This window comes from Alterluteimonas muca, from assembly GCF_021191595.1.
GTDB lineage: Bacteria > Pseudomonadota > Gammaproteobacteria > Xanthomonadales > Xanthomonadaceae > Luteimonas > Luteimonas muca.
Genome location: NZ_JAIWPS010000013.1, coordinates 62043 through 78379, shown reverse-complemented (window position 1 = coordinate 78379; position 16337 = coordinate 62043). Strand labels below are relative to the sequence as shown.

20 protein-coding genes and 1 tRNA gene are annotated in these 16337 nt (G+C 70.2%); 14 read left to right on the top strand and 7 right to left on the bottom strand.

Translation table 11 applies throughout. The features are described 5' to 3' along the window. Positions 1 to 4: 4 nt before the first annotated feature. The 4 genes from dusA to LDO11_RS14045 all read left to right on the top strand — a co-directional run bounded on the left by dusA (position 5) and on the right by LDO11_RS14045 (position 3810). Positions 5 to 1066 carry a tRNA dihydrouridine(20/20a) synthase DusA gene (dusA, locus tag LDO11_RS14060; protein ID WP_255683497.1) on the top strand — a complete coding sequence of 354 codons (1062 nt, stop codon included), beginning with the start codon at positions 5 to 7 and terminating at the stop codon, positions 1064 to 1066. Positions 1067 to 1235: 169 nt separating this feature from the next. Then, on the top strand, positions 1236 to 1565 hold the full coding sequence (locus LDO11_RS14055) for a hypothetical protein (protein WP_232142082.1): 330 nt from the start codon (positions 1236 to 1238) through the stop codon (positions 1563 to 1565). A 60-nt stretch (positions 1566 to 1625) separates the two neighbouring features. Next, a complete protein-coding gene (locus LDO11_RS14050) occupies positions 1626 to 2312 on the top strand; it encodes a response regulator transcription factor (RefSeq protein ID WP_100324350.1) in 687 nt (228 codons plus the stop codon). A gap of 121 nt (positions 2313 to 2433) precedes the next feature. After that, entirely contained in the window at positions 2434 to 3810 is a 1377-nt protein-coding gene (locus tag LDO11_RS14045; protein WP_232142123.1) for an ATP-binding protein, read from the top strand. A 6-nt stretch (positions 3811 to 3816) separates the two neighbouring features. On the opposite strand, the gene LDO11_RS14040 is transcribed toward LDO11_RS14045, so the two are convergent. Both LDO11_RS14040 and LDO11_RS14035 read right to left on the bottom strand, forming a co-directional pair. Beyond that, positions 3817 to 4566 carry a M90 family metallopeptidase gene (locus tag LDO11_RS14040; RefSeq protein WP_232142081.1) on the bottom strand — a complete coding sequence of 250 codons (750 nt, stop codon included), beginning with the start codon at positions 4564 to 4566 and terminating at the stop codon, positions 3817 to 3819. 45 nt (positions 4567 to 4611) lie between these two features. After that, complete coding sequence (locus LDO11_RS14035) at positions 4612 to 4872, bottom strand: hypothetical protein (RefSeq protein ID WP_232142080.1); 261 nt, start codon at positions 4870 to 4872, stop codon at positions 4612 to 4614. 123 nt (positions 4873 to 4995) lie between these two features. On the opposite strand from LDO11_RS14035, the gene birA reads away from it, so the two are divergent. The 4 genes from birA (at position 4996) to LDO11_RS14015 (ending at position 7621) form a co-directional block, all read left to right on the top strand. Next, positions 4996 to 5976 carry a bifunctional biotin--[acetyl-CoA-carboxylase] ligase/biotin operon repressor BirA gene (gene birA, locus LDO11_RS14030; protein ID WP_232142122.1) on the top strand — a complete coding sequence of 327 codons (981 nt, stop codon included), beginning with the start codon at positions 4996 to 4998 and terminating at the stop codon, positions 5974 to 5976. Beyond that, positions 5969 to 6697 (top strand): type III pantothenate kinase, encoded by a 729-nt coding sequence (locus tag LDO11_RS14025; protein WP_232142079.1) that lies wholly within the window; start codon positions 5969 to 5971, stop codon positions 6695 to 6697. Before birA ends, LDO11_RS14025 begins: the two co-directional genes overlap by 8 nt. A 38-nt stretch (positions 6698 to 6735) precedes the next feature. Further along, complete coding sequence (locus LDO11_RS14020; protein ID WP_232142078.1) at positions 6736 to 7458, top strand: SPOR domain-containing protein; 723 nt, start codon at positions 6736 to 6738, stop codon at positions 7456 to 7458. A gap of 87 nt (positions 7459 to 7545) precedes the next feature. Continuing rightward, positions 7546 to 7621 (top strand) — tRNA-Thr (locus LDO11_RS14015). Positions 7622 to 7667: 46 nt separating this feature from the next. Here the strand turns inward: LDO11_RS14015 and LDO11_RS14010 are convergent. The 3 genes from LDO11_RS14010 to LDO11_RS14000 all read right to left on the bottom strand — a co-directional run bounded on the left by LDO11_RS14010 (position 7668) and on the right by LDO11_RS14000 (position 9488). Then, positions 7668 to 8027, bottom strand: a complete 360-nt coding sequence (locus LDO11_RS14010) for a response regulator (RefSeq protein ID WP_232142077.1) — start codon at positions 8025 to 8027, stop codon at positions 7668 to 7670. Next, a complete protein-coding gene (locus LDO11_RS14005) occupies positions 8027 to 9175 on the bottom strand; it encodes a two-component system sensor histidine kinase NtrB (RefSeq protein ID WP_232142076.1) in 1149 nt (382 codons plus the stop codon). Before LDO11_RS14005 ends, LDO11_RS14010 begins: the two co-directional genes overlap by 1 nt. Positions 9176 to 9263: 88 nt before the next feature. Beyond that, the gene (locus tag LDO11_RS14000; RefSeq protein WP_232142075.1) at positions 9264 to 9488 is read right to left on the bottom strand and encodes a hypothetical protein; all 225 of its coding nucleotides are present in this window, start codon (positions 9486 to 9488) and stop codon (positions 9264 to 9266) included. Between the two features lie 265 nt (positions 9489 to 9753). On the opposite strand from LDO11_RS14000, the gene rocF reads away from it, so the two are divergent. The 6 genes from rocF to LDO11_RS13970 all read left to right on the top strand — a co-directional run bounded on the left by rocF (position 9754) and on the right by LDO11_RS13970 (position 14225). Next, positions 9754 to 10677 carry an arginase gene (gene rocF / locus LDO11_RS13995; RefSeq protein ID WP_232142074.1) on the top strand — a complete coding sequence of 308 codons (924 nt, stop codon included), beginning with the start codon at positions 9754 to 9756 and terminating at the stop codon, positions 10675 to 10677. Between the two features lie 162 nt (positions 10678 to 10839). Then, the gene (locus LDO11_RS13990) at positions 10840 to 10995 is read left to right on the top strand and encodes an entericidin A/B family lipoprotein (protein ID WP_232142073.1); all 156 of its coding nucleotides are present in this window, start codon (positions 10840 to 10842) and stop codon (positions 10993 to 10995) included. Positions 10996 to 11204: 209 nt separating this feature from the next. Then, positions 11205 to 11402: a CsbD family protein gene (locus tag LDO11_RS13985; RefSeq protein WP_129135062.1), complete on the top strand. Its 198-nt coding sequence runs from the start codon at positions 11205 to 11207 to the stop codon at positions 11400 to 11402. 126 nt (positions 11403 to 11528) lie between these two features. Continuing rightward, positions 11529 to 12878 carry a tryptophan--tRNA ligase gene (locus tag LDO11_RS13980; RefSeq protein ID WP_232142072.1) on the top strand — a complete coding sequence of 450 codons (1350 nt, stop codon included), beginning with the start codon at positions 11529 to 11531 and terminating at the stop codon, positions 12876 to 12878. Then, positions 12875 to 13186, top strand: a complete 312-nt coding sequence (locus LDO11_RS13975; protein WP_232142071.1) for a hypothetical protein — start codon at positions 12875 to 12877, stop codon at positions 13184 to 13186. The genes LDO11_RS13980 and LDO11_RS13975 overlap by 4 nt, the downstream gene beginning before the upstream one ends. A 91-nt stretch (positions 13187 to 13277) precedes the next feature. Beyond that, positions 13278 to 14225, top strand: coding sequence for an MBL fold metallo-hydrolase (locus LDO11_RS13970; RefSeq protein WP_232142070.1), 948 nt, complete (start codon positions 13278 to 13280; stop codon positions 14223 to 14225). Between the two features lie 120 nt (positions 14226 to 14345). Here the strand turns inward: LDO11_RS13970 and LDO11_RS13965 are convergent, their stop codons facing one another. Then, positions 14346 to 14729 (bottom strand): VOC family protein, encoded by a 384-nt coding sequence (locus LDO11_RS13965; RefSeq protein WP_232142069.1) that lies wholly within the window; start codon positions 14727 to 14729, stop codon positions 14346 to 14348. Between the two features lie 116 nt (positions 14730 to 14845). Beyond that, positions 14846 to 16288 carry a dihydrolipoamide acetyltransferase family protein gene (locus tag LDO11_RS13960; RefSeq protein ID WP_232142068.1) on the bottom strand — a complete coding sequence of 481 codons (1443 nt, stop codon included), beginning with the start codon at positions 16286 to 16288 and terminating at the stop codon, positions 14846 to 14848. Between the last annotated feature and the right edge of the window lie 49 nt (positions 16289 to 16337).

Here is a 16337-nt window from a genome sequence, read left to right as displayed (position 1 = left end):
GATCATGACCGCAACTGAGCATCCCGAAAACTTGGGTAACTCATTGGATCAGCGCGAGAAATTGCGCTATGCGGCCTCTCTTCGTCTTTCAGTTGCGCCGATGATGGACTGGACGGATACCCATTGCCGGGTGTTCCACCGGCTGCTTGCGCCCGGCGCGCTGCTGTACACCGAGATGGTGCATGCCAACGCGGTGATCCTCGGCGACCGCTCGCGGCTGCTGGCGATGGATCCGGTCGAGCATCCGGTCGCGCTGCAGCTGGGTGGCAGCGATCCCGCGCTGCTTGCACAGGCGGCGGCGATCGTCGCCGGGCACGGCTTCGACGAGGTCAACCTCAACTGCGGCTGCCCGTCCGACCGCGTGCAGGCGGGGCGCTTCGGCGCCTGCCTGATGCGCGAGCCAGCGCTGGTGGCCGAGTGCGTCGCGGCGATGCGCGAGGCGGTGGCCGCGTCGGGCCATGCGATCCCGGTCACGGTGAAGTGCCGCCTGGGTGTCGATGACGACAGCGAGTACGAACGCTTCCGTGCATTCGTCGATACGGTGGCCGCGGCCGGCGCCGACCAGGTGATCGTGCATGCGCGCAATGCGTGGCTCAAAGGCCTGAGCCCGAAGGAAAACCGCGAGGTGCCACCGCTGCGTTACGACTGGGCGTACCGGCTCAAGCGCGAACTTGGCGATCTCGTCGTGCTGCTCAACGGCGGCATCGCCGATGAAGTCTCCGCACTCGCACACCTCGAGCACGTGGACGGCGTGATGCTCGGCCGCGCCGCGTATCACGACCCCTATCTGCTGCATCGGCTCGACTGCACGCTGTCGGGACGCGCGCCGCGTTCGCGCGCGGCATTGCTCGTGGCGATGCGTCAGTATGTCGAGGCGCAGCTTGCCGCCGGCGTGGCACTCAAGCACATCGTCCGCCACGTGCTCGGCCTGTTCCAGGGCCAGCCCGGGGGGCGGCAGTTCCGCCAGGTGCTGAGCGAGGGTGCGCACCGGCCCGGCGCGGACTGGGCGCTGGTCGAACGCGCGCTCGCCGCGACGGGTTGGCAGGCCGGCGCCGAAGCTGCCTGAACGCATAATCCGGCCTGCCGACGTGGCCACGCGGGTTCTGTCACGCGCGCCTGAACATCGTCAGGGTGTTGACGAAAAAGTTAAGGACGGATTCACTGCATGGCTTCGAGACTGGCTCCCGTGCGCTGCACTGCGCGGTGCCGTTCCTTCGCTTCCCGGATGCTCGATCATGCCTGTCCCGCTTCGTCTCGCGTTGCCCTGCCTGATCGCCGTTGCGATGGCGGCTGCCGGGGGCGCGCAGGCGCAGTCGCGTGACGGCCGGGCGGCACAGCAACAGGGCCAGTGGCCGCGGGGACAGGATGCGATGGGCGACTCCATCCGCCGCGTGCGCAGCGAGGCCCGCGGCCAGGTGCTGAGTGCGGAGCGCATGCACATGGACGGGCGCGAGATCAACCGCATCAAGGTGATGGACGATCGGGGTCGGGTCCGGGTGTACGAGGACGATCCGCAGCAGCGTGGAACGGCGGCACGGCCGCGTACACGCAGCCGCGACGATTGAGTTCAGATACTTGAACGCATAGGGTCTCCCTCCCGACCCTCCTGACACGGAGTTCGACCGATGCGTATCCTCCTCGTCGAAGACGAAGCACCCCTGCGCGAAACCCTCGCTGCCCGCCTCAAGCGCGAAGGCTATGCCGTCGATGCCGCCCAGGACGGCGAGGAAGGCCTGTACATGGGCCGCGAGGTGCCCTTCGACGTCGGCATCATCGACCTCGGGCTGCCGAAGATGTCGGGCATGGAGCTGATCAAGGCGCTGCGCGACGAGGGCAAGCAGTTCCCGGTGCTGATCCTGACCGCGCGTTCCAGCTGGCAGGACAAGGTTGATGGCCTCAAGCAGGGCGCCGACGACTACCTGGTCAAGCCCTTCCATGTCGAGGAACTGCTGGCGCGCATCAACGCGCTGGTGCGCCGCGCCGCCGGCTGGAGCAAGCCGACGCTGGAATGCGGCCCGGTCACGCTGGACCTCGCCGCGCAGACCGTCAGCGTGCATGGGCAGAACGTGGACCTCACCAGCTACGAGTACAAGGTGCTCGAGTACCTGATGATGCATGCGGGCGAACTGGTCTCGAAGGCCGACCTCACCGAGCACATCTACCAGCAGGACTTCGACCGCGACTCCAACGTGCTGGAGGTCTTCATCGGCCGCCTGCGCAAGAAGCTCGACCCGGACGGCACCCTCAAGCCGATCGAGACGGTGCGTGGTCGTGGTTACCGGTTTGCGATCCCGCGCAGCAACGAAGGCTGATCGCGTACCGGGCGCGTCCCGGTGCGTGGGCCGTGCCGCGCGCGAGCCGCGTGGCATCCTGCACTGATCCATGAGTCCTGTTACCCGCCCCCGGCGCGCACTGGCGTGGCGGCCACGCTCGCTGCAGTCGCGGCAGATGCTGGCCGCAAGCCTCGGCCTGGTCGCGTTCCTTGCGCTGGCCGGCTATGCGCTCGACAGCGCTTTCGTCGACGTCGCAAGCCAGGGCCAGCGCGACCGCCTGCGCGGCTTCGCACTCACCTATGCCGGGGATGTCGAGTTCGCGCGCGACAACAGCATCATCCCGCCCGACGCACCGCCCGACGAGCGTTTCGAACGCCCCGGCAGCGGCACCTACGCGGCCATCGTGCTCGAGGGCAGCGCGTGGATGTCCGGCTCCGCGCACGGGCCGCGGCTGCCGGAACTCGAGCTGCTGGAACCGGGGCAGGAAAAGATCGACGGCCCGCTGCCGATCAGCGACAGCGCCGACCAGCCCGGCGAAGTGATCCGCTACGGCCGCGGCTTCGCGCTGGTGCGCGAGAGCGGTGGCGTCGAGACCGAGCTGCCCTACACGGTGTACATCCTCGAGGACGCCGGCACGCTGCCGCGCCAGGTGCAGGTGTTCCGGCAGGCGCTGTGGCGCTATCTCGGCGTCGCCGGCATCGTGCTGCTGATGCTGCAGGCGCTGGTGCTGCGCTGGAGCCTGCGCCCGCTGCGCAAGGTCATCAGCGAACTCAAGCGCGTGCAGCGCGGGCAGGCCAACCGCATGGGCGAACTGCACCCGCGCGAACTCGAACCGCTGACCGACAGCATCAACGCGCTGATCGAGAGCGAACGGCAGAACCTCGAGCACCAGCGCAACACGATGTCCGACCTCGCGCACAGCCTCAAGACGCCACTGGCGGTGCTGCGCACGCGGCTGGAAGCCGGCGCCAGCGACGAGGAGCTGCGCGACGAACTGCAGATCCAGCTGCGGCGGATGAACGACCTGGTCGGCTACCAGCTGGGCCGCGCGGCATCCAGCGGCCACAAGCTGTTCGCGGCGCCGGTGGAGATCGAGCCCTACGCCGAGGAGATCGTGCGCGGGCTGGAGAAGATCTACGCGGCGCAGGGGGTGATCTGCGAGTTCGACATCGATCCGGTGGCGCGCTTCCACGGCGAGCCGGGCGACCTGCAGGAACTGCTGGGCAACCTGCTGGAGAACGCCTTCAAGTGGGCGAAGGGCCGGGTGCTGCTGACGGTGAAGTCGGGTGAGCCGCAGCCCGACCGCCGCCCGGGCATCACCCTGGCGGTGGACGATGACGGCGCCGGTATCGCGCCCGACCGCATCGCCCATGTGCTGCAGCGTGGCGTGCGCGGCGACGAGCGTGTGCAGGGCCACGGCATCGGCCTGGCGATCGTGCAGGACATCGTCGGCAGCTATCGCGGCGAACTGCGCGTCGGCCCGTCGCCGGAACTGGGCGGCACGCGCTTCGAGGTGGTGTTCCCGCCGGGCCTGTAGGCGGGCTCAGGCGAGCGGGGAAGGGCCGTAGAAGCGCTGCAGGTGCGCGGCCACCGTCGGCAGCTCCTCGCGCAGCAGCGCGGGTGCGCTGAAGTGGTATTCGCTGCATACCGCGAAGAACTCTTCCGGCGCTTCGGCGGCGTAGGGGTCGATCCCGCTCTCGCCGCCACCATCGAGATGGGCGACGAAACCGTCGAAGGCCTGCTGGAAATCGCGCGCCCAATCGCGCTGCCAGTCACGCGGCAGTGCCGGCGTGCCGTCGAGCACGCCATCGAGCGCGTCGAGCTTGTGGGCCATCTCGTGCACCGCCACGCAGAAGCCCGCATCGGGAGTGTCGAGGTCGGATTCCACGTCCGCCCACGACAGGATCAGCGGGCCGGCTTCCCAGGCCTCGCCGATCAGCTCGTCCTCCCATTCGTGCAGCACGCCCGCGGCATCGACATGGGTGCGGTTCACCCGGAACGCATCCGGGTAGACGATCAGCTGCGACCAGCCGTGCAGGCCTTCGCCGCCGAACTCCAGCAGCGGCAGGCAGCACAGCGCGGCAAGCAGCGTGCGCTGCCCGTCGTCCAGGGCCAGGCCGGCCACCGGCGTGATCGTCTTGCGATGCAGGAATTCGCCGGTAAGTTCGCGCAGGCGCTGGTCGCGTTCCGGGTCAAGGCGGGCAACCAGGGTGGCGCGGCTTCGCACGGTGTTCCACGCCGCCGCGGGTGGCGCTTCCGGACGCGGCCGCAGCCGCTGCAGCCAGCGTGTCATCGGCGTTGCAGCAATGTCAGCGGTGCAGTGCCGACCGCGTTCCGGTCAGCGGAACATGCCCGGGAGGAAGCTGTGCCAGCGCGGCATGCGTGCGCCGCCTTCGGAACCACCGCGATTGCCGGCACCGCCGCGGTCGGCGGCGTCGGCCGGGCCTGCGGGCAGGCGCTCGGCGGCAGGGCGCGGGTTGGTGGGATCGTCCTCGGCCACCGGGCAGCCGTCACGGCCGGGAGCCTGGCGTCCTTCGGCAGCCAGCAGCGGGACGCTGGCGGAGGCGATCAGCAGCATCAGTGCGATTCGCAGGAGCATGGGGCGGCCGTTGCGGGGCAGGGTCGACCCCGGACTATAGCGCGGTTGCGCCGCGTGTGCAGGCTGGGCATCCTGCCCGGCCACCGTGGCGCCGCCGCGGCCTGCGATGGAGCCGGATTGAGCCTGGAGCGTGCACTTCTCCAACGCCTCGCCGCAGGACCCGTGTCCGGCGACGTGCTCGCGCGCGAGTACGGCCTGAGCCGCGCGGCGGTGTGGAAACGCATCGAGGCACTGCGTGCCGCCGGCCTGCGCATCGACGCCCGGGCCGGCCGCGGCTACGCGCTCGCCGCGCCGCTCGACCTGCTGGATGCCGACGCCATCCGTGCCGGCCTGACCGCGCCGGCCAGTGCGCTGCTGGCGACGCTCGAGGTCGCGTGGACGCTGGATTCCACCAACAGCGAACTGCTGCGCCAGCCGCTGCCGGCGCGCGGCGCCGCGGTGTTGCTTGCCGAGCGCCAGACCGGCGGCCGCGGCCGGCGCGGGCGCGAATGGGCATCGCCACTGGCGGCCAACCTCTACCTGTCGGTTGCCCTGGGCTTCGACGGCGGGCTCGCGCGGCTGGGCGGGCTGAGCCTGGTGGCCGGTGTCTGCGTGGCGGAGGCGGTGGCGCAGCTGGGCGTGCCGGCACGGCTGAAGTGGCCGAACGACCTGGTGGTGGAGGATGGCAACGGACTGCGGAAACTCGGCGGGTTGCTGATCGAGGGCGGTGGCGAGCATGCCGGCCCGGTGCGCGCGGTGATCGGCATCGGCGTCAATGTCGCGATGCCCGATGACGCCGCTGCGGCCATCGATCAGCCCTGGACCGACCTGCGCCGGCTGGGCGTGGCCGCGCCGCTGCGCAACGCGCTTGCCGCCGGCGTGATCTCGCGGTTGCTGCCGGCGCTGGAGACCTTCGGCCGCGAGGGCCTGGCGCCGTTCCTGCCGCGTTACCGTACCTTCGATGCGCTGCGCGACATGCCGGTCGAGATCCACGATGGCAGCCGCGTGACCACCGGCACCGCGCTGGGCATCGCCGCCGACGGCGCATTGCGGGTGGATACCGATGCCGGCAAGCGCGAGCTGCACGCCGGTGAAGTCAGCCTGCGCAGGCGTGCACATGGTTGAGTGGCTGTTCGACCTCGGCAACACGCGGCTCAAATGTGCGCCGCTCGAGGACGGCCGCGTCGGCGAGGGTTTCGCGGTCGCCCATGACGGCCGCGCGCTGCGCGACGACTGGGCCGCCGCACTGCCGGCACGGATCGATTCCGCGGTGCTGGCCAGCGTCGCACCGGCGCCGCTACGCGCCTCGCTGCTGGCGGCGCTGGGCGGCCGCTGCGGGCGGGTGTCGCGCGTGCAGACGCAGGCGGAGTTCGCCGCCATGCGCATCGCCTACGCGGACCCGCAGCGCCTGGGCGTCGACCGTTTCCTGGCCCTGATCGGTGCGCATGCGCGTGGCCCGGGGCCGTGGCTGCTGGTGGGCGTCGGCACCGCGCTCACCATCGACCTGCTCGATCGCGATGGCCGCCACCGCGGTGGCCGCATCGCGCCGTCGCCGGCACTGATGCGCGAAAGCCTGCATCGCCGCGCGCCGCACCTGCCGCTGCAGGGCGGGCAGGCGGTCGCATTCGCCGACGACACCGCCGATGCGCTGGCCTCCGGCTGCGAGGGTGCGGCGTGCGCACTGGTGGAGGCCAGCCGCCGTGACGCCATTGCCCTTGCCGGCACCACGCCGACGGTGCTCGTGCATGGCGGCGGTGCCGCGACCGTGCTCGCGGGCATCGGCGATGCGATCGCCGCGCCGACCCTGGTGCTGGAAGGCATGGCCCGCTGGGCACGCGCTGAATGACGCGGCAGCGTGGCGGCAATCCGGCCTAGAATCCGCGCATGTTCGCGCGCGCAACTGTCGTCCTGCTGATCGCCCTCAACCTCGGCGTCGGGCTGTGGTGGCTGTTGCGCCCGGATCCGGCCCCGCACCCGGCACCGGAGCCGCCCGTCGGTGTTCCGCGCCTGCAGCTGCTGGCCGAGGCGACGCCGCAGGTTCGCGGAACCGCGGCGCAGGCCGCCGACGCGGCACCGGCTGCCGGCGCACCGCTGGTCGAGCGGGCCTCGGATGACAGCGCCGGTGGCGACGCCGCCACGGGCACGACAGCGACCAGCTGTCATCGACTCGGCCCGTTCGCCGACCAGGCGGCCGTGGCCCGCGCGCGCGACGCGTTGGCCGCCGACGTGCGCCGGCTCGCCGTGCACGTGCCGGCCGCAGGCAGCGCACGCGGCTGGCGGGTGCTGCTGCCCGCGCAGGCCGACCGGGCCGCGGCGCAGGCGGTCACCGCGCGACTGGCCGCCGCGGGGTTCACCGATCACTTCATCCTCGGTGGCAACGATGCCAATGCCGTGGCGCTGGGCCGCTTCGGCAGCGAGGAGAGCGCCCGCCGCCACGCCGCGACGCTGCAGGCCGCGGGCTTTCCCGCGCAGGCGGAGCCGCTCGGCGGTACCGATGGCCGCCGCTGGCTCGACATCGAAGTGGAACCCGGTTTCGCCCTTGACCGGGCGCAACGTGCCGCGGCGGCACAACAGGCGACGGCGCTGGACTGCGCGGCATGGCCCTGATCCGGGACCGGTGCGCGGCCGCTGGCCACCACGGCTGCTAGAATCGCGCCGCGCCGGCTGCCGCATTGCGCCCGTCGCCCGTCTTCCGCCGCTTTAGCTCAGTTGGTAGAGCAACGGTCTTGTAAACCGTAGGTCGTCCGTTCGATTCGGACAAGCGGCACCAGCTCATGAAAAGGCGACCGCAAGGTCGCCTTTTTCGTGCGCTCGCGTCAGGGGCCGCCGGCGTCGAGCACCTGCAGCAGCTGCCGCACGTGGTAGGGCTTGGGCAGGAAGCCGACGTCGGCCGGCAGTGGCGGCAGCTGCGCGCGCTGGTATCCGGAGGCCAGCGTGACCTTGGCCTCCGGCTGCAGGCGCGCCGCGGCGGCGGCGACATCGAGACCGCTGATGCCATTGGGCATGCTGACGTCGGAGATCACATGGTCGAAGCGCTGCCCGCCTTCGAGCAGGGCGATCGCCGCATGCCCGTCGGCGGCGGTGGCGGCATCGAACCCGAGGTCGGCCAGCACTTCCGCGATCAGGTTGCGCAGGTCGGCTTCGTCCTCGACGAACAGGATCTTGCCCCGGGTCATCAGTGTTCTCGTGCCGGCAGGTGGATGGTGACGGCGGTGCCTTGCCCCGGCTCGCTGCGCAGATGGACGAAACCGCCGGACTGCGACGCGAAACCGAAGACCTGGCTCAGCCCCAGGCCGCTGCCCTGTCCCACTTCCTTGGTGGTGAAGAACGGCTCGAACACGCGCTGGTGATGCTCGGCCGGGATGCCGGGGCCGTCATCGACCACTTCCACCGTCAGGAACGGGCGCGTGCCTGCGTGGCTCGAGGCGGGATCGCGGGTCTGCCGGCAGGACAGGTTGATCGCGATGATACCGGGCGAGGGCAGGATCGCGTCGCGGCTGTTGCTGACGAGGTTCAGCACCGCGGCTTCGAACTGCGCACGGTCGATGTCGGCCACCAGCGGTTCGTCGGCAAGTGCCAGCCGCACCTCGATGCCATCGCCGGCCGCGCGCTGCAGCAGTTCGATGTTCTCGCGCAGCAGTTCGTTGAGGTCGGTGGTTTCGAGTGCCAGGGTCTGGCCGCTGCCGAAGGTCAGCAGCTGCCGGGTCAGCAGCACGCCGCGCTCGGCGGCACGCATCGCGGTGAGCACATAACGGCCGATGCCCTCGTCACGGGTGCGCGCGTCGATCAGGTCCAGGCTGTTGACGACCACGGTCAGCAGGTTGTTGAAGTCGTGCGCGAGGCCGAGCGTCAGCTTGCCGATGGCCTCCATCTTCTGCGCCTGCATCAGCGCCTGCTGCGCCTCCTGCAGCCGCCGCTCGGCCTTGTAGCGTTCGGTGATGTCGCGGGTGACCTTGGCGTAGCCCAGCAGCTGGTCGTCCTTGAAGATCGGGTCGATCACCACACTGGCGCGGAAGCGCGACCCGTCCTTGCGCGCCCGCCAGGCCTCGGCTTCGAAGCGGCCATCCTGGCGCGCGGTCTCGAGGTTGCGCAGCGGCAGGCCCTGCTCGACGTCGCGGGCGGTATAGAAGCGCGAGAAGTGCGTGCCGATCACGTCGGCGGCGTCGTAGCCCTTGATCCGGCTGCCGCCGCGGTTCCAGGTGCGGATATAGCCGCGCGGATCGAGCATGTAGATGGCGTAGTCGGTGACGGAGTCCAGCAACAGCGCGAACTGCCGTGACTCGTCACCGAGCTCATCGGCTGGCGAAACTGCATTGGACCGCATTGGAACCCCCCATCAGGGGTGCCGACCCTAGGGACGGCGCTGTTAAAAATCTGTCAACGGACGTGGGCTGATCTGCCGCGGGTTGGCCTCACCCGGTCGGTGATTCGTCCTCGATCAGCCCGGCCTCCACCAGCATCGTGTGGATGCGGCCCTGGATGTAGGCGTCCAGCTCGGCGGGCGGGTCGGCCGTCAGTGGTTCGGCCTCGCGTGCGAATGCTTCACGCGCTTCGTCGGGTGGCAAGTCCGCGCGGAGTGCCTGCAGCCGCTGCTGCAGGTGCCGGAGTTCGGTATCGATCTGGGACCGGGATTTCATGGGCCAACGTTGCGACGCGTGCCGTCATGGCTGCGTGCATGCAGCAGGCGATGGCCGGGGTTTCCCCCATTCAGGTCGGGGAAGCCGTCACGCTCCACGTGGCCATGCCCCCGCACAGGGGGCAGCCGGTTCCCATTCTCCCGCCCTGCGTAGCGGCGCTCCGACGTGACCGTCGGAAGGCGCGCCGGGGGGCGATGCTAGACTCGCGCCGCCCGGCGGGCGCGTGGGCGCCCGTTCCGGGTCCGTCCACGCACAGGGGATCCGCATGCGCCGCACCTTTCCTCCGGTTTCACTGATCGGCGTCCCCACCGACATCGGCGCCGGCCACCTCGGTGCCCGTCTCGGCCCGGACGCGCTGCGGATTGCCGGACTGGCGCAGGCGCTGCGCTCGCGCGGGATCGAAGTGGAGGACCGCGGCAACCTCGCCGGGCCGCCCAACCCGGTGGAACCGCCGATGGACGGCTACCGGCATCTGGCGGGCGTGGTGGTCTGGAACGAGGCGCTGATGCAGGCCTCGCTGCGCGAACTCGAGGCCGGGCGGATGCCGGTGGTGCTGGGCGGCGACCATTCGCTTGCGATCGGCTCGATTGCCGCGGTGGCCGCGCACTGCCGCGCGACCGGGCGCCGGTTGCGGGTGCTCTGGCTCGATGCGCATGCCGACTTCAACACCAGCCAGGTCACCCCCTCGGGCAACATCCACGGCATGCCGGTGTCCTGCCTGTGCGGCATCGGCCCGGACGTGCTGACCGGCATCGGCGGCCATGTCCCGGCGATCACTCCCGCGCAGATCACCCAGGTCGGCATCCGCTCGGTCGACCAGGAGGAGAAGCGCATGGTCAAGGAGCACGGGCTCGACATCTACGACATGCGCTACATCGACGAGGTCGGCATGAAGCGCACGATGGAAGCCGCGCTGGCGGACCTCGACGACGATACCCATCTGCACGTGAGTTTCGATGTCGACGTGCTCGACCCCAGCATCGCGCCGGGTACCGGCACCCGGGTGCCGGGCGGACTGAATTACCGCGAGGCGCAGCTGGTGATGGAAATGATCGCCGACACCGGGCGCATGGGTTCGCTGGACGTGGTCGAGGTAAGCCCTGCGCTGGACGAACGCAACCGCACCGCCGAACTCGCGGTCGACCTGGTGGAGAGCCTGTTCGGCAAGTCCACCCTGATGCGCGACTGATCCTCGTGGGCCAGGCGGGCGCGGCGCCGGCGAGAGCCTGAACAGGATAGCGGCGCAGTGGCGCGGATCGGGTGGAGTCGACGTGGCGTTCACGGCTGCCTGCGCTTACTTGGCGCCACGGGCCGCATCCGGCGACCCACCCCATTCCGCCAGGAGACTTCCATGAAGCGTTTTACTGCCCTGCTGCTGTTCGCCCTTTTCTCCGTCGGTACGATGACGGCGTGCAACACCATGAAGGGCGCCGGTCAGGACGTCCAGAAGGTCGGCGGCAAGCTCGAGGATGCGGCTGACAACACCGGCGGCACCGGCCGCGACTGATCGAACCCGCAACCGTGTCACTGATCGAGCCGGCGCAAGCCGGCTCTTTCATTTGCGCGATCCGAGCGCTTCAAACCCGCGATTCATGCGCCGGGGTTGCTGTCTGCACGTTCATCGACCTGATCGAAAGCGAACGAAACGTTGACCCCGATTTAATTCTGACTGGGCGAATGTGGAGGCGTCACCACAACACTGAAAAGGGCAACGCCATGAACAAGGACATCATCTCGGGCAAGTGGACGCAGCTGAAGGGCAAGGCCCAGGCTCGCTGGGGCGACCTCACCGACGACGTCTTCGACGTCGCCGAAGGCGACGGCAAGTACCTTGCCGGCAAGCTGCAGGAAAAGTACGGCTGGGAGAAACAGCGCGCAGAGGACGAAGTGCGCGACTTCGAACGCACCCTGTAAGCGACCGCATGCAAAACAGGGACCGGCTCCGGCCGGTCCCTTTTTCGTTGTGCCGGCCGCGCCGGGGGCAAGGCGCCGGAGGGGCCGGTAGACTTGCCGCTTTCCGCAATGCCTGGCCTTCCGCCGATGTCCGCGATCCGCGCCACCCGCGTCCTTACCGGTATCACCACCTCCGGCACGCCCCATCTGGGCAACTATGTGGGCGCGGTCCGCCCCGCGATCGCCGCCAGCCGCGCGCCGGGTGCCGAGAGCTTCTATTTCCTCGCCGACCTGCACAGTCTGATCAAGGCCCAGGACCCGGCGATGACGCAGCGCTCGACGCTGGAAATCGCCGCCACCTGGCTGGCCGCGGGGCTCGATCCGCAGACGGTGTGGTTCTACCGCCAGAGCGACATTCCCGAGATCACCGAGCTCACCTGGTTCCTGACCTGCGTGGCCGGCAAGGGCATCCTCAACCGCGCGCACGCCTACAAGGCGGCGGTGGACCGCAACCGCGCCGACGGCGAGGACGACGATGCCGGCGTCAGCGCGGGGCTCTTCATGTACCCGGTGCTGATGGCCGCCGATATCCTCATCTTCAATGCCGACCGGGTGCCGGTGGGCCGCGACCAGATCCAGCACATCGAGATGGCGCGCGATTTCGGCCAGCGCTTCAACCATGTCTATGGCCGCGACTGGTTCACCCTGCCCGAAGCGGTGATCGACGAGCAGGTGGCGACGTTACCGGGGCTCGACGGCCGCAAGATGAGCAAGAGTTATGGCAACACCATCCCGCTGTTCGTGCCGCGGGAGGAGTTGCGCAAGCTGGTGTTCTCGATCGTCACCGACTCGCGCGCGCCGGGCGAGCCGAAGGACACCGAAGGCTCCGCGCTGTTCCAGCTCTACCAGGCGTTCGCCTCGAAAGAGGAAACCGCCGCCTTCGCGCAGGCCTATGCCGACGGCATCGGCTGGGGCGATGCGAAGCAGCGCCTGTTCGAGCGCGTGGACGCGGAGATCGCACCCCTGCGCGAGCGCTACAACACGCTGATGGCGCGTCCGGGCGATATCGAGGACATCCTGCGCGATGGCGCGCGACGCCTGCGCGAGCGCTACGCGACACCGCTGCTGGCCCAGCTGCGCCATGCGGTCGGCCTGCGTGACCTGTCGGCTGGTGCCGTGCGCAGCGATGCGGAGCCCGCAGCGGAGACGGCCCGCGCGCTGCCGGTGTTCAAGCAGTACCGCGAGGACACCGGCTTCTCGTTCAAGCTGGTCGACGGGGATGCACTGCTTCTGCAGGGTGCGCGTTTCGATGCGCCGCGCGATGCCGGGCAGCTGATCGCGCGGCTCAGGCGTGGCGACGCGGCGCTGTCGACGGGCGTTGACGCCGGCTCGGTGCTGCTGGACGGGCAGGTCATCGGCACGCTGGGCGAGGGCCTTGCCATCGATGCGCTCGAGGATGCGCTGGCACGCCTGCGCGAGGCGGCGGCCGCGGCATGAACGCGCTGGTCGAGATCAACCTCGCGCTGATCCTGTTCCTGCCGTGGTTTCTGATCCTGAGCGTGCTGTTCTGGGCGTATCCGCGGCAGCCGCGTGGCGTTGCGCGGCGGGTGTTCGACGTCGTTGCGATCGCGCTGTCGGTGGTGGCGTTCGTCTACAGCATCCACTGGTCGTTCCACACCGCCGATCCCACCTATGGCGGCATCTGGCAGCAGATCCTCGCCACCGCGGTGGGGTATGGCGTGTACCTGGCGGTGATGACACTGGCGTTCTTCGTGCGCGCGGCCTGGCTGCGGCGGCGCCGTTAGGGGGCGACGCGATCCCCTGCGACCAAAGCCCAATCCCGGAGCGGCGCCCGGCTGCCTACACTTGCCGCGTGTTCCTGCGACAGGGTGCGCCATGAGCGAACCGCACGGCATCGTGACCATCGATACCGGCTACCAGCGCGCCGCCTTCTGCGCGGCCTACCTGGTGGTGGAGGCCGGGCGCGCCGCCTTCATCGACAGCGGCACCAGCCGCAGCGTGCCGCAGCTGCTGGCGGCGCTCGACGCCCGTGGCGTTGCGCGCGAGGCGGTCGACGTGGTGATCCTGACCCACGTGCATCTCGACCATGCCGGCGGCGCGGGCGGCCTGATGCGGGAGCTGCCGAATGCCAGCCTCGTGGTGCACCCGCGCGGGGCACCGCACATGATCGACCCGGCGCGCCTGTCCGCCAGCGCACGTGCCGTCTACGGCGACGACGAATTCGAGCGCAGCTATGGCGCGCTGATCCCGGTGCCTGCCGAACGGGTGATTGCCGCCGGCGATGGCCACGGCGTCGAGCTGGCCGGGCGCACGCTGGCCTGCGTGCACACGCCCGGCCACGCGCTGCACCATCTGTCGGTGTGGGACGCGCGCGCGCGCAGCTGGTTCAGCGGCGACGTGTTCGGCATCTCCTACCGCGAACTGGATACCGCGCGCGGCGCGTTCGTGATCCCGACCAGCTCCCCGGTGCAGTTCGATCCGGACGCGATGAAGGCCTCGGTGCGCCGCATGCTGGCCGAGGCGCCGGCGCGGGTGTACCTGACGCACTTCGGCGGCGTCGGCGACTGCCAGCGCCTGGGCACCGACCTCATCGCGCAGGTCGATGCGATGGTCGCGCTGGCACGCCCGCTGGCGCAGGCGCCCGACCGCCAGGCGCGGCTGGTCGAAGGGCTGGAGGCGTTGTACGTCGAGCGCGCGCGCCGGCACGGCGTCAAGGACGCGGCGCAGGTGATTCCGGCACTGCTCGGCATGGACATCGAACTCAACGCCCAGGGCCTGGCGGTCTGGCTGGACCGCCAGCTCGCCAGCGCGCAATCCGCCTGAGCAGGACGTGCGCCAGGCATCGCCCGGCGCATCGCGCGGCAGGTCGCAGGCAGTGCCGGTCATGCGTACCGGCCGCCATGGCGGAGCGGCCCTCGACATGCGCTGCAGGCCGCAGCGCGCTCAGCCCCAGCGGTTGAGGTGTGGCCCGAACGTCTCGCGTTGCGGGCGGATCACGCAGAAGCGGTGGCCGCTCGGGGCCTCCATCACCCACCAGCGTTTGACGAAGCCGATCCGTTTGGCGCCCAGTGCCTCCAGGCGGTCGGCCTCGGCGTCGATGTCGTCGCTTTCGATGTCGAGGTGGATGCGCGATGCGTGGTCGACCTTCTGCAGCAGCAGGATCGGCTCGTCGTCGGCGGTGGCCAGCGTCGCGTAGCGGCCGTCGCCATCCTCGTCGGCGCTTCGCACCGGCTTGCCGAGCGCCTGCGACCAGAAGGCGACGTGGGGCGCGAGGTCGTCGACCTCGCAGTCGAGCACGAACGTGGACAGGCGGCTGTGGTGCGGCATGACGGCGGTTCCGCATGGATGGAGCCACAGCATGCGCCCGGCGCGGGACCGGGCGGATGGGCGTGCGACGGGCGGTGGCGCCGGCTCCCCGCGCGTGGCGGAAGCCGGCCGTGGCCTCAGTTCGGCAGGGCGAGGTCGTCCAGCAGCGCGCGCAGGAAGCGCGCCGCCTCGCCACCGGTGCAGGCGCGGTGGTCGAAGGTCAGAGAGATCGGCATGCGGCGGTGCACCTCGATGCCGCCCATCACCGCGACCACGTCCTGCGACAGCTTGCCGGCACCGACGATGGCCACCGTCGGCGGCACCACCACCGGGGTCGCGTAGCGGCCGGCGAACATGCCGAAGTTGGACAGGCTGATGGTGTAGCCCGACAGCTCGCTGGCCGGGATGCTGCGGTCCTCGACCTGCGCGCGCAGGCGCTGGATCGCCGAACGCACGCCGGCGGCGTCGAGCACGTCGGCATTGCGCAGCGCCGGCACGAACAGGCCGTCGTCGGTGTCCACGGCGATGCCGATATCCACATGCGGGTGCATGGTGCGCACCAGCCTGTCGCCGTCGAACCAGGCATTGAGCGCGGGCACCGCCTTGCACGCGGCGCAGATCGCGCGCACCAGGCGTGCGGTGATGTCCTGCTTGCCGATCCAGCCGTGCAGATCGGCATCGTCCACCAGCGTGGTCGGCACGACTTTCGCATGGGCATCGGCCATCACCCGCGCCATGTTGCGGCGCACGCCCTTGAGCTGCTCCGGCTGGCCGCTGGCGGACACCGACGGCGGCTGGGTGCGCATCGGCTTGCCGGAGGCGGACATCGCGGTGCGCTGGTCGGCGTCCCTCCTCCCGCCTGCGGGAGAAGGTGCCCGCGGGGCGGATGAGGGCGACGACGCGGCATTGCCCTCACCCTCAGCTGCGCGGGCGCTACCCATCGGCGCGCTGCCGTTGGCGGCGGCCTGCTTGACGTCGGCCATGGTCACCACGCCGTCGCTGCCGGTAGCGCGCACGCGGCTGATGTCGACCTTGAGCTTGCGCGCCATCGCACGCACAGCCGGCATTGCCTTGACGCCGCCGGCCGAGCTCGCCTGTTCGGCAACCACCGCGTCCGAGGAATGCATCGCACCGACCACGGTGCCGCTGTCGGCGCGCGCGCCCGGCTCGGATTTCGCTTCCGGCTGCGGTTCGTCGGTGGCTTCGATCGCGCCGCCCTCGCTGGAGGCGACCACGCGGTCGTCCGGCGCCGGATCCTGGGTGCCGACGCCCTTGCCGGGGGTGGGGCCATGGTGGTGGCCGGTGTCCTGGCCTTCCGCGCGTTGCGGCAGGTTCGGGTCGATCTCGAACTCGGCCAGCACCGCGCCGGTCTCGATCACGTCACCGGGCGCGCCGGCGAGCTTCAACACCTTGCCCGAGACCGGCGACGGCACGTCGACCACGGCCTTTGCGGTCTCCATCGAGACCAGCGGCTCGTCGAGGCGGATGATGTCGCCGACCTTGACCGCCCACTCGACGATGGTCGCATCGGGCAGGCCTTCGCCGAGATCGGGAAGCTTGAAGGATTTGGTGTCAGCCATGTCGGTCCTCGCAGGAACATTGTGTGACGCGAAAGAACAACCCCTCTCC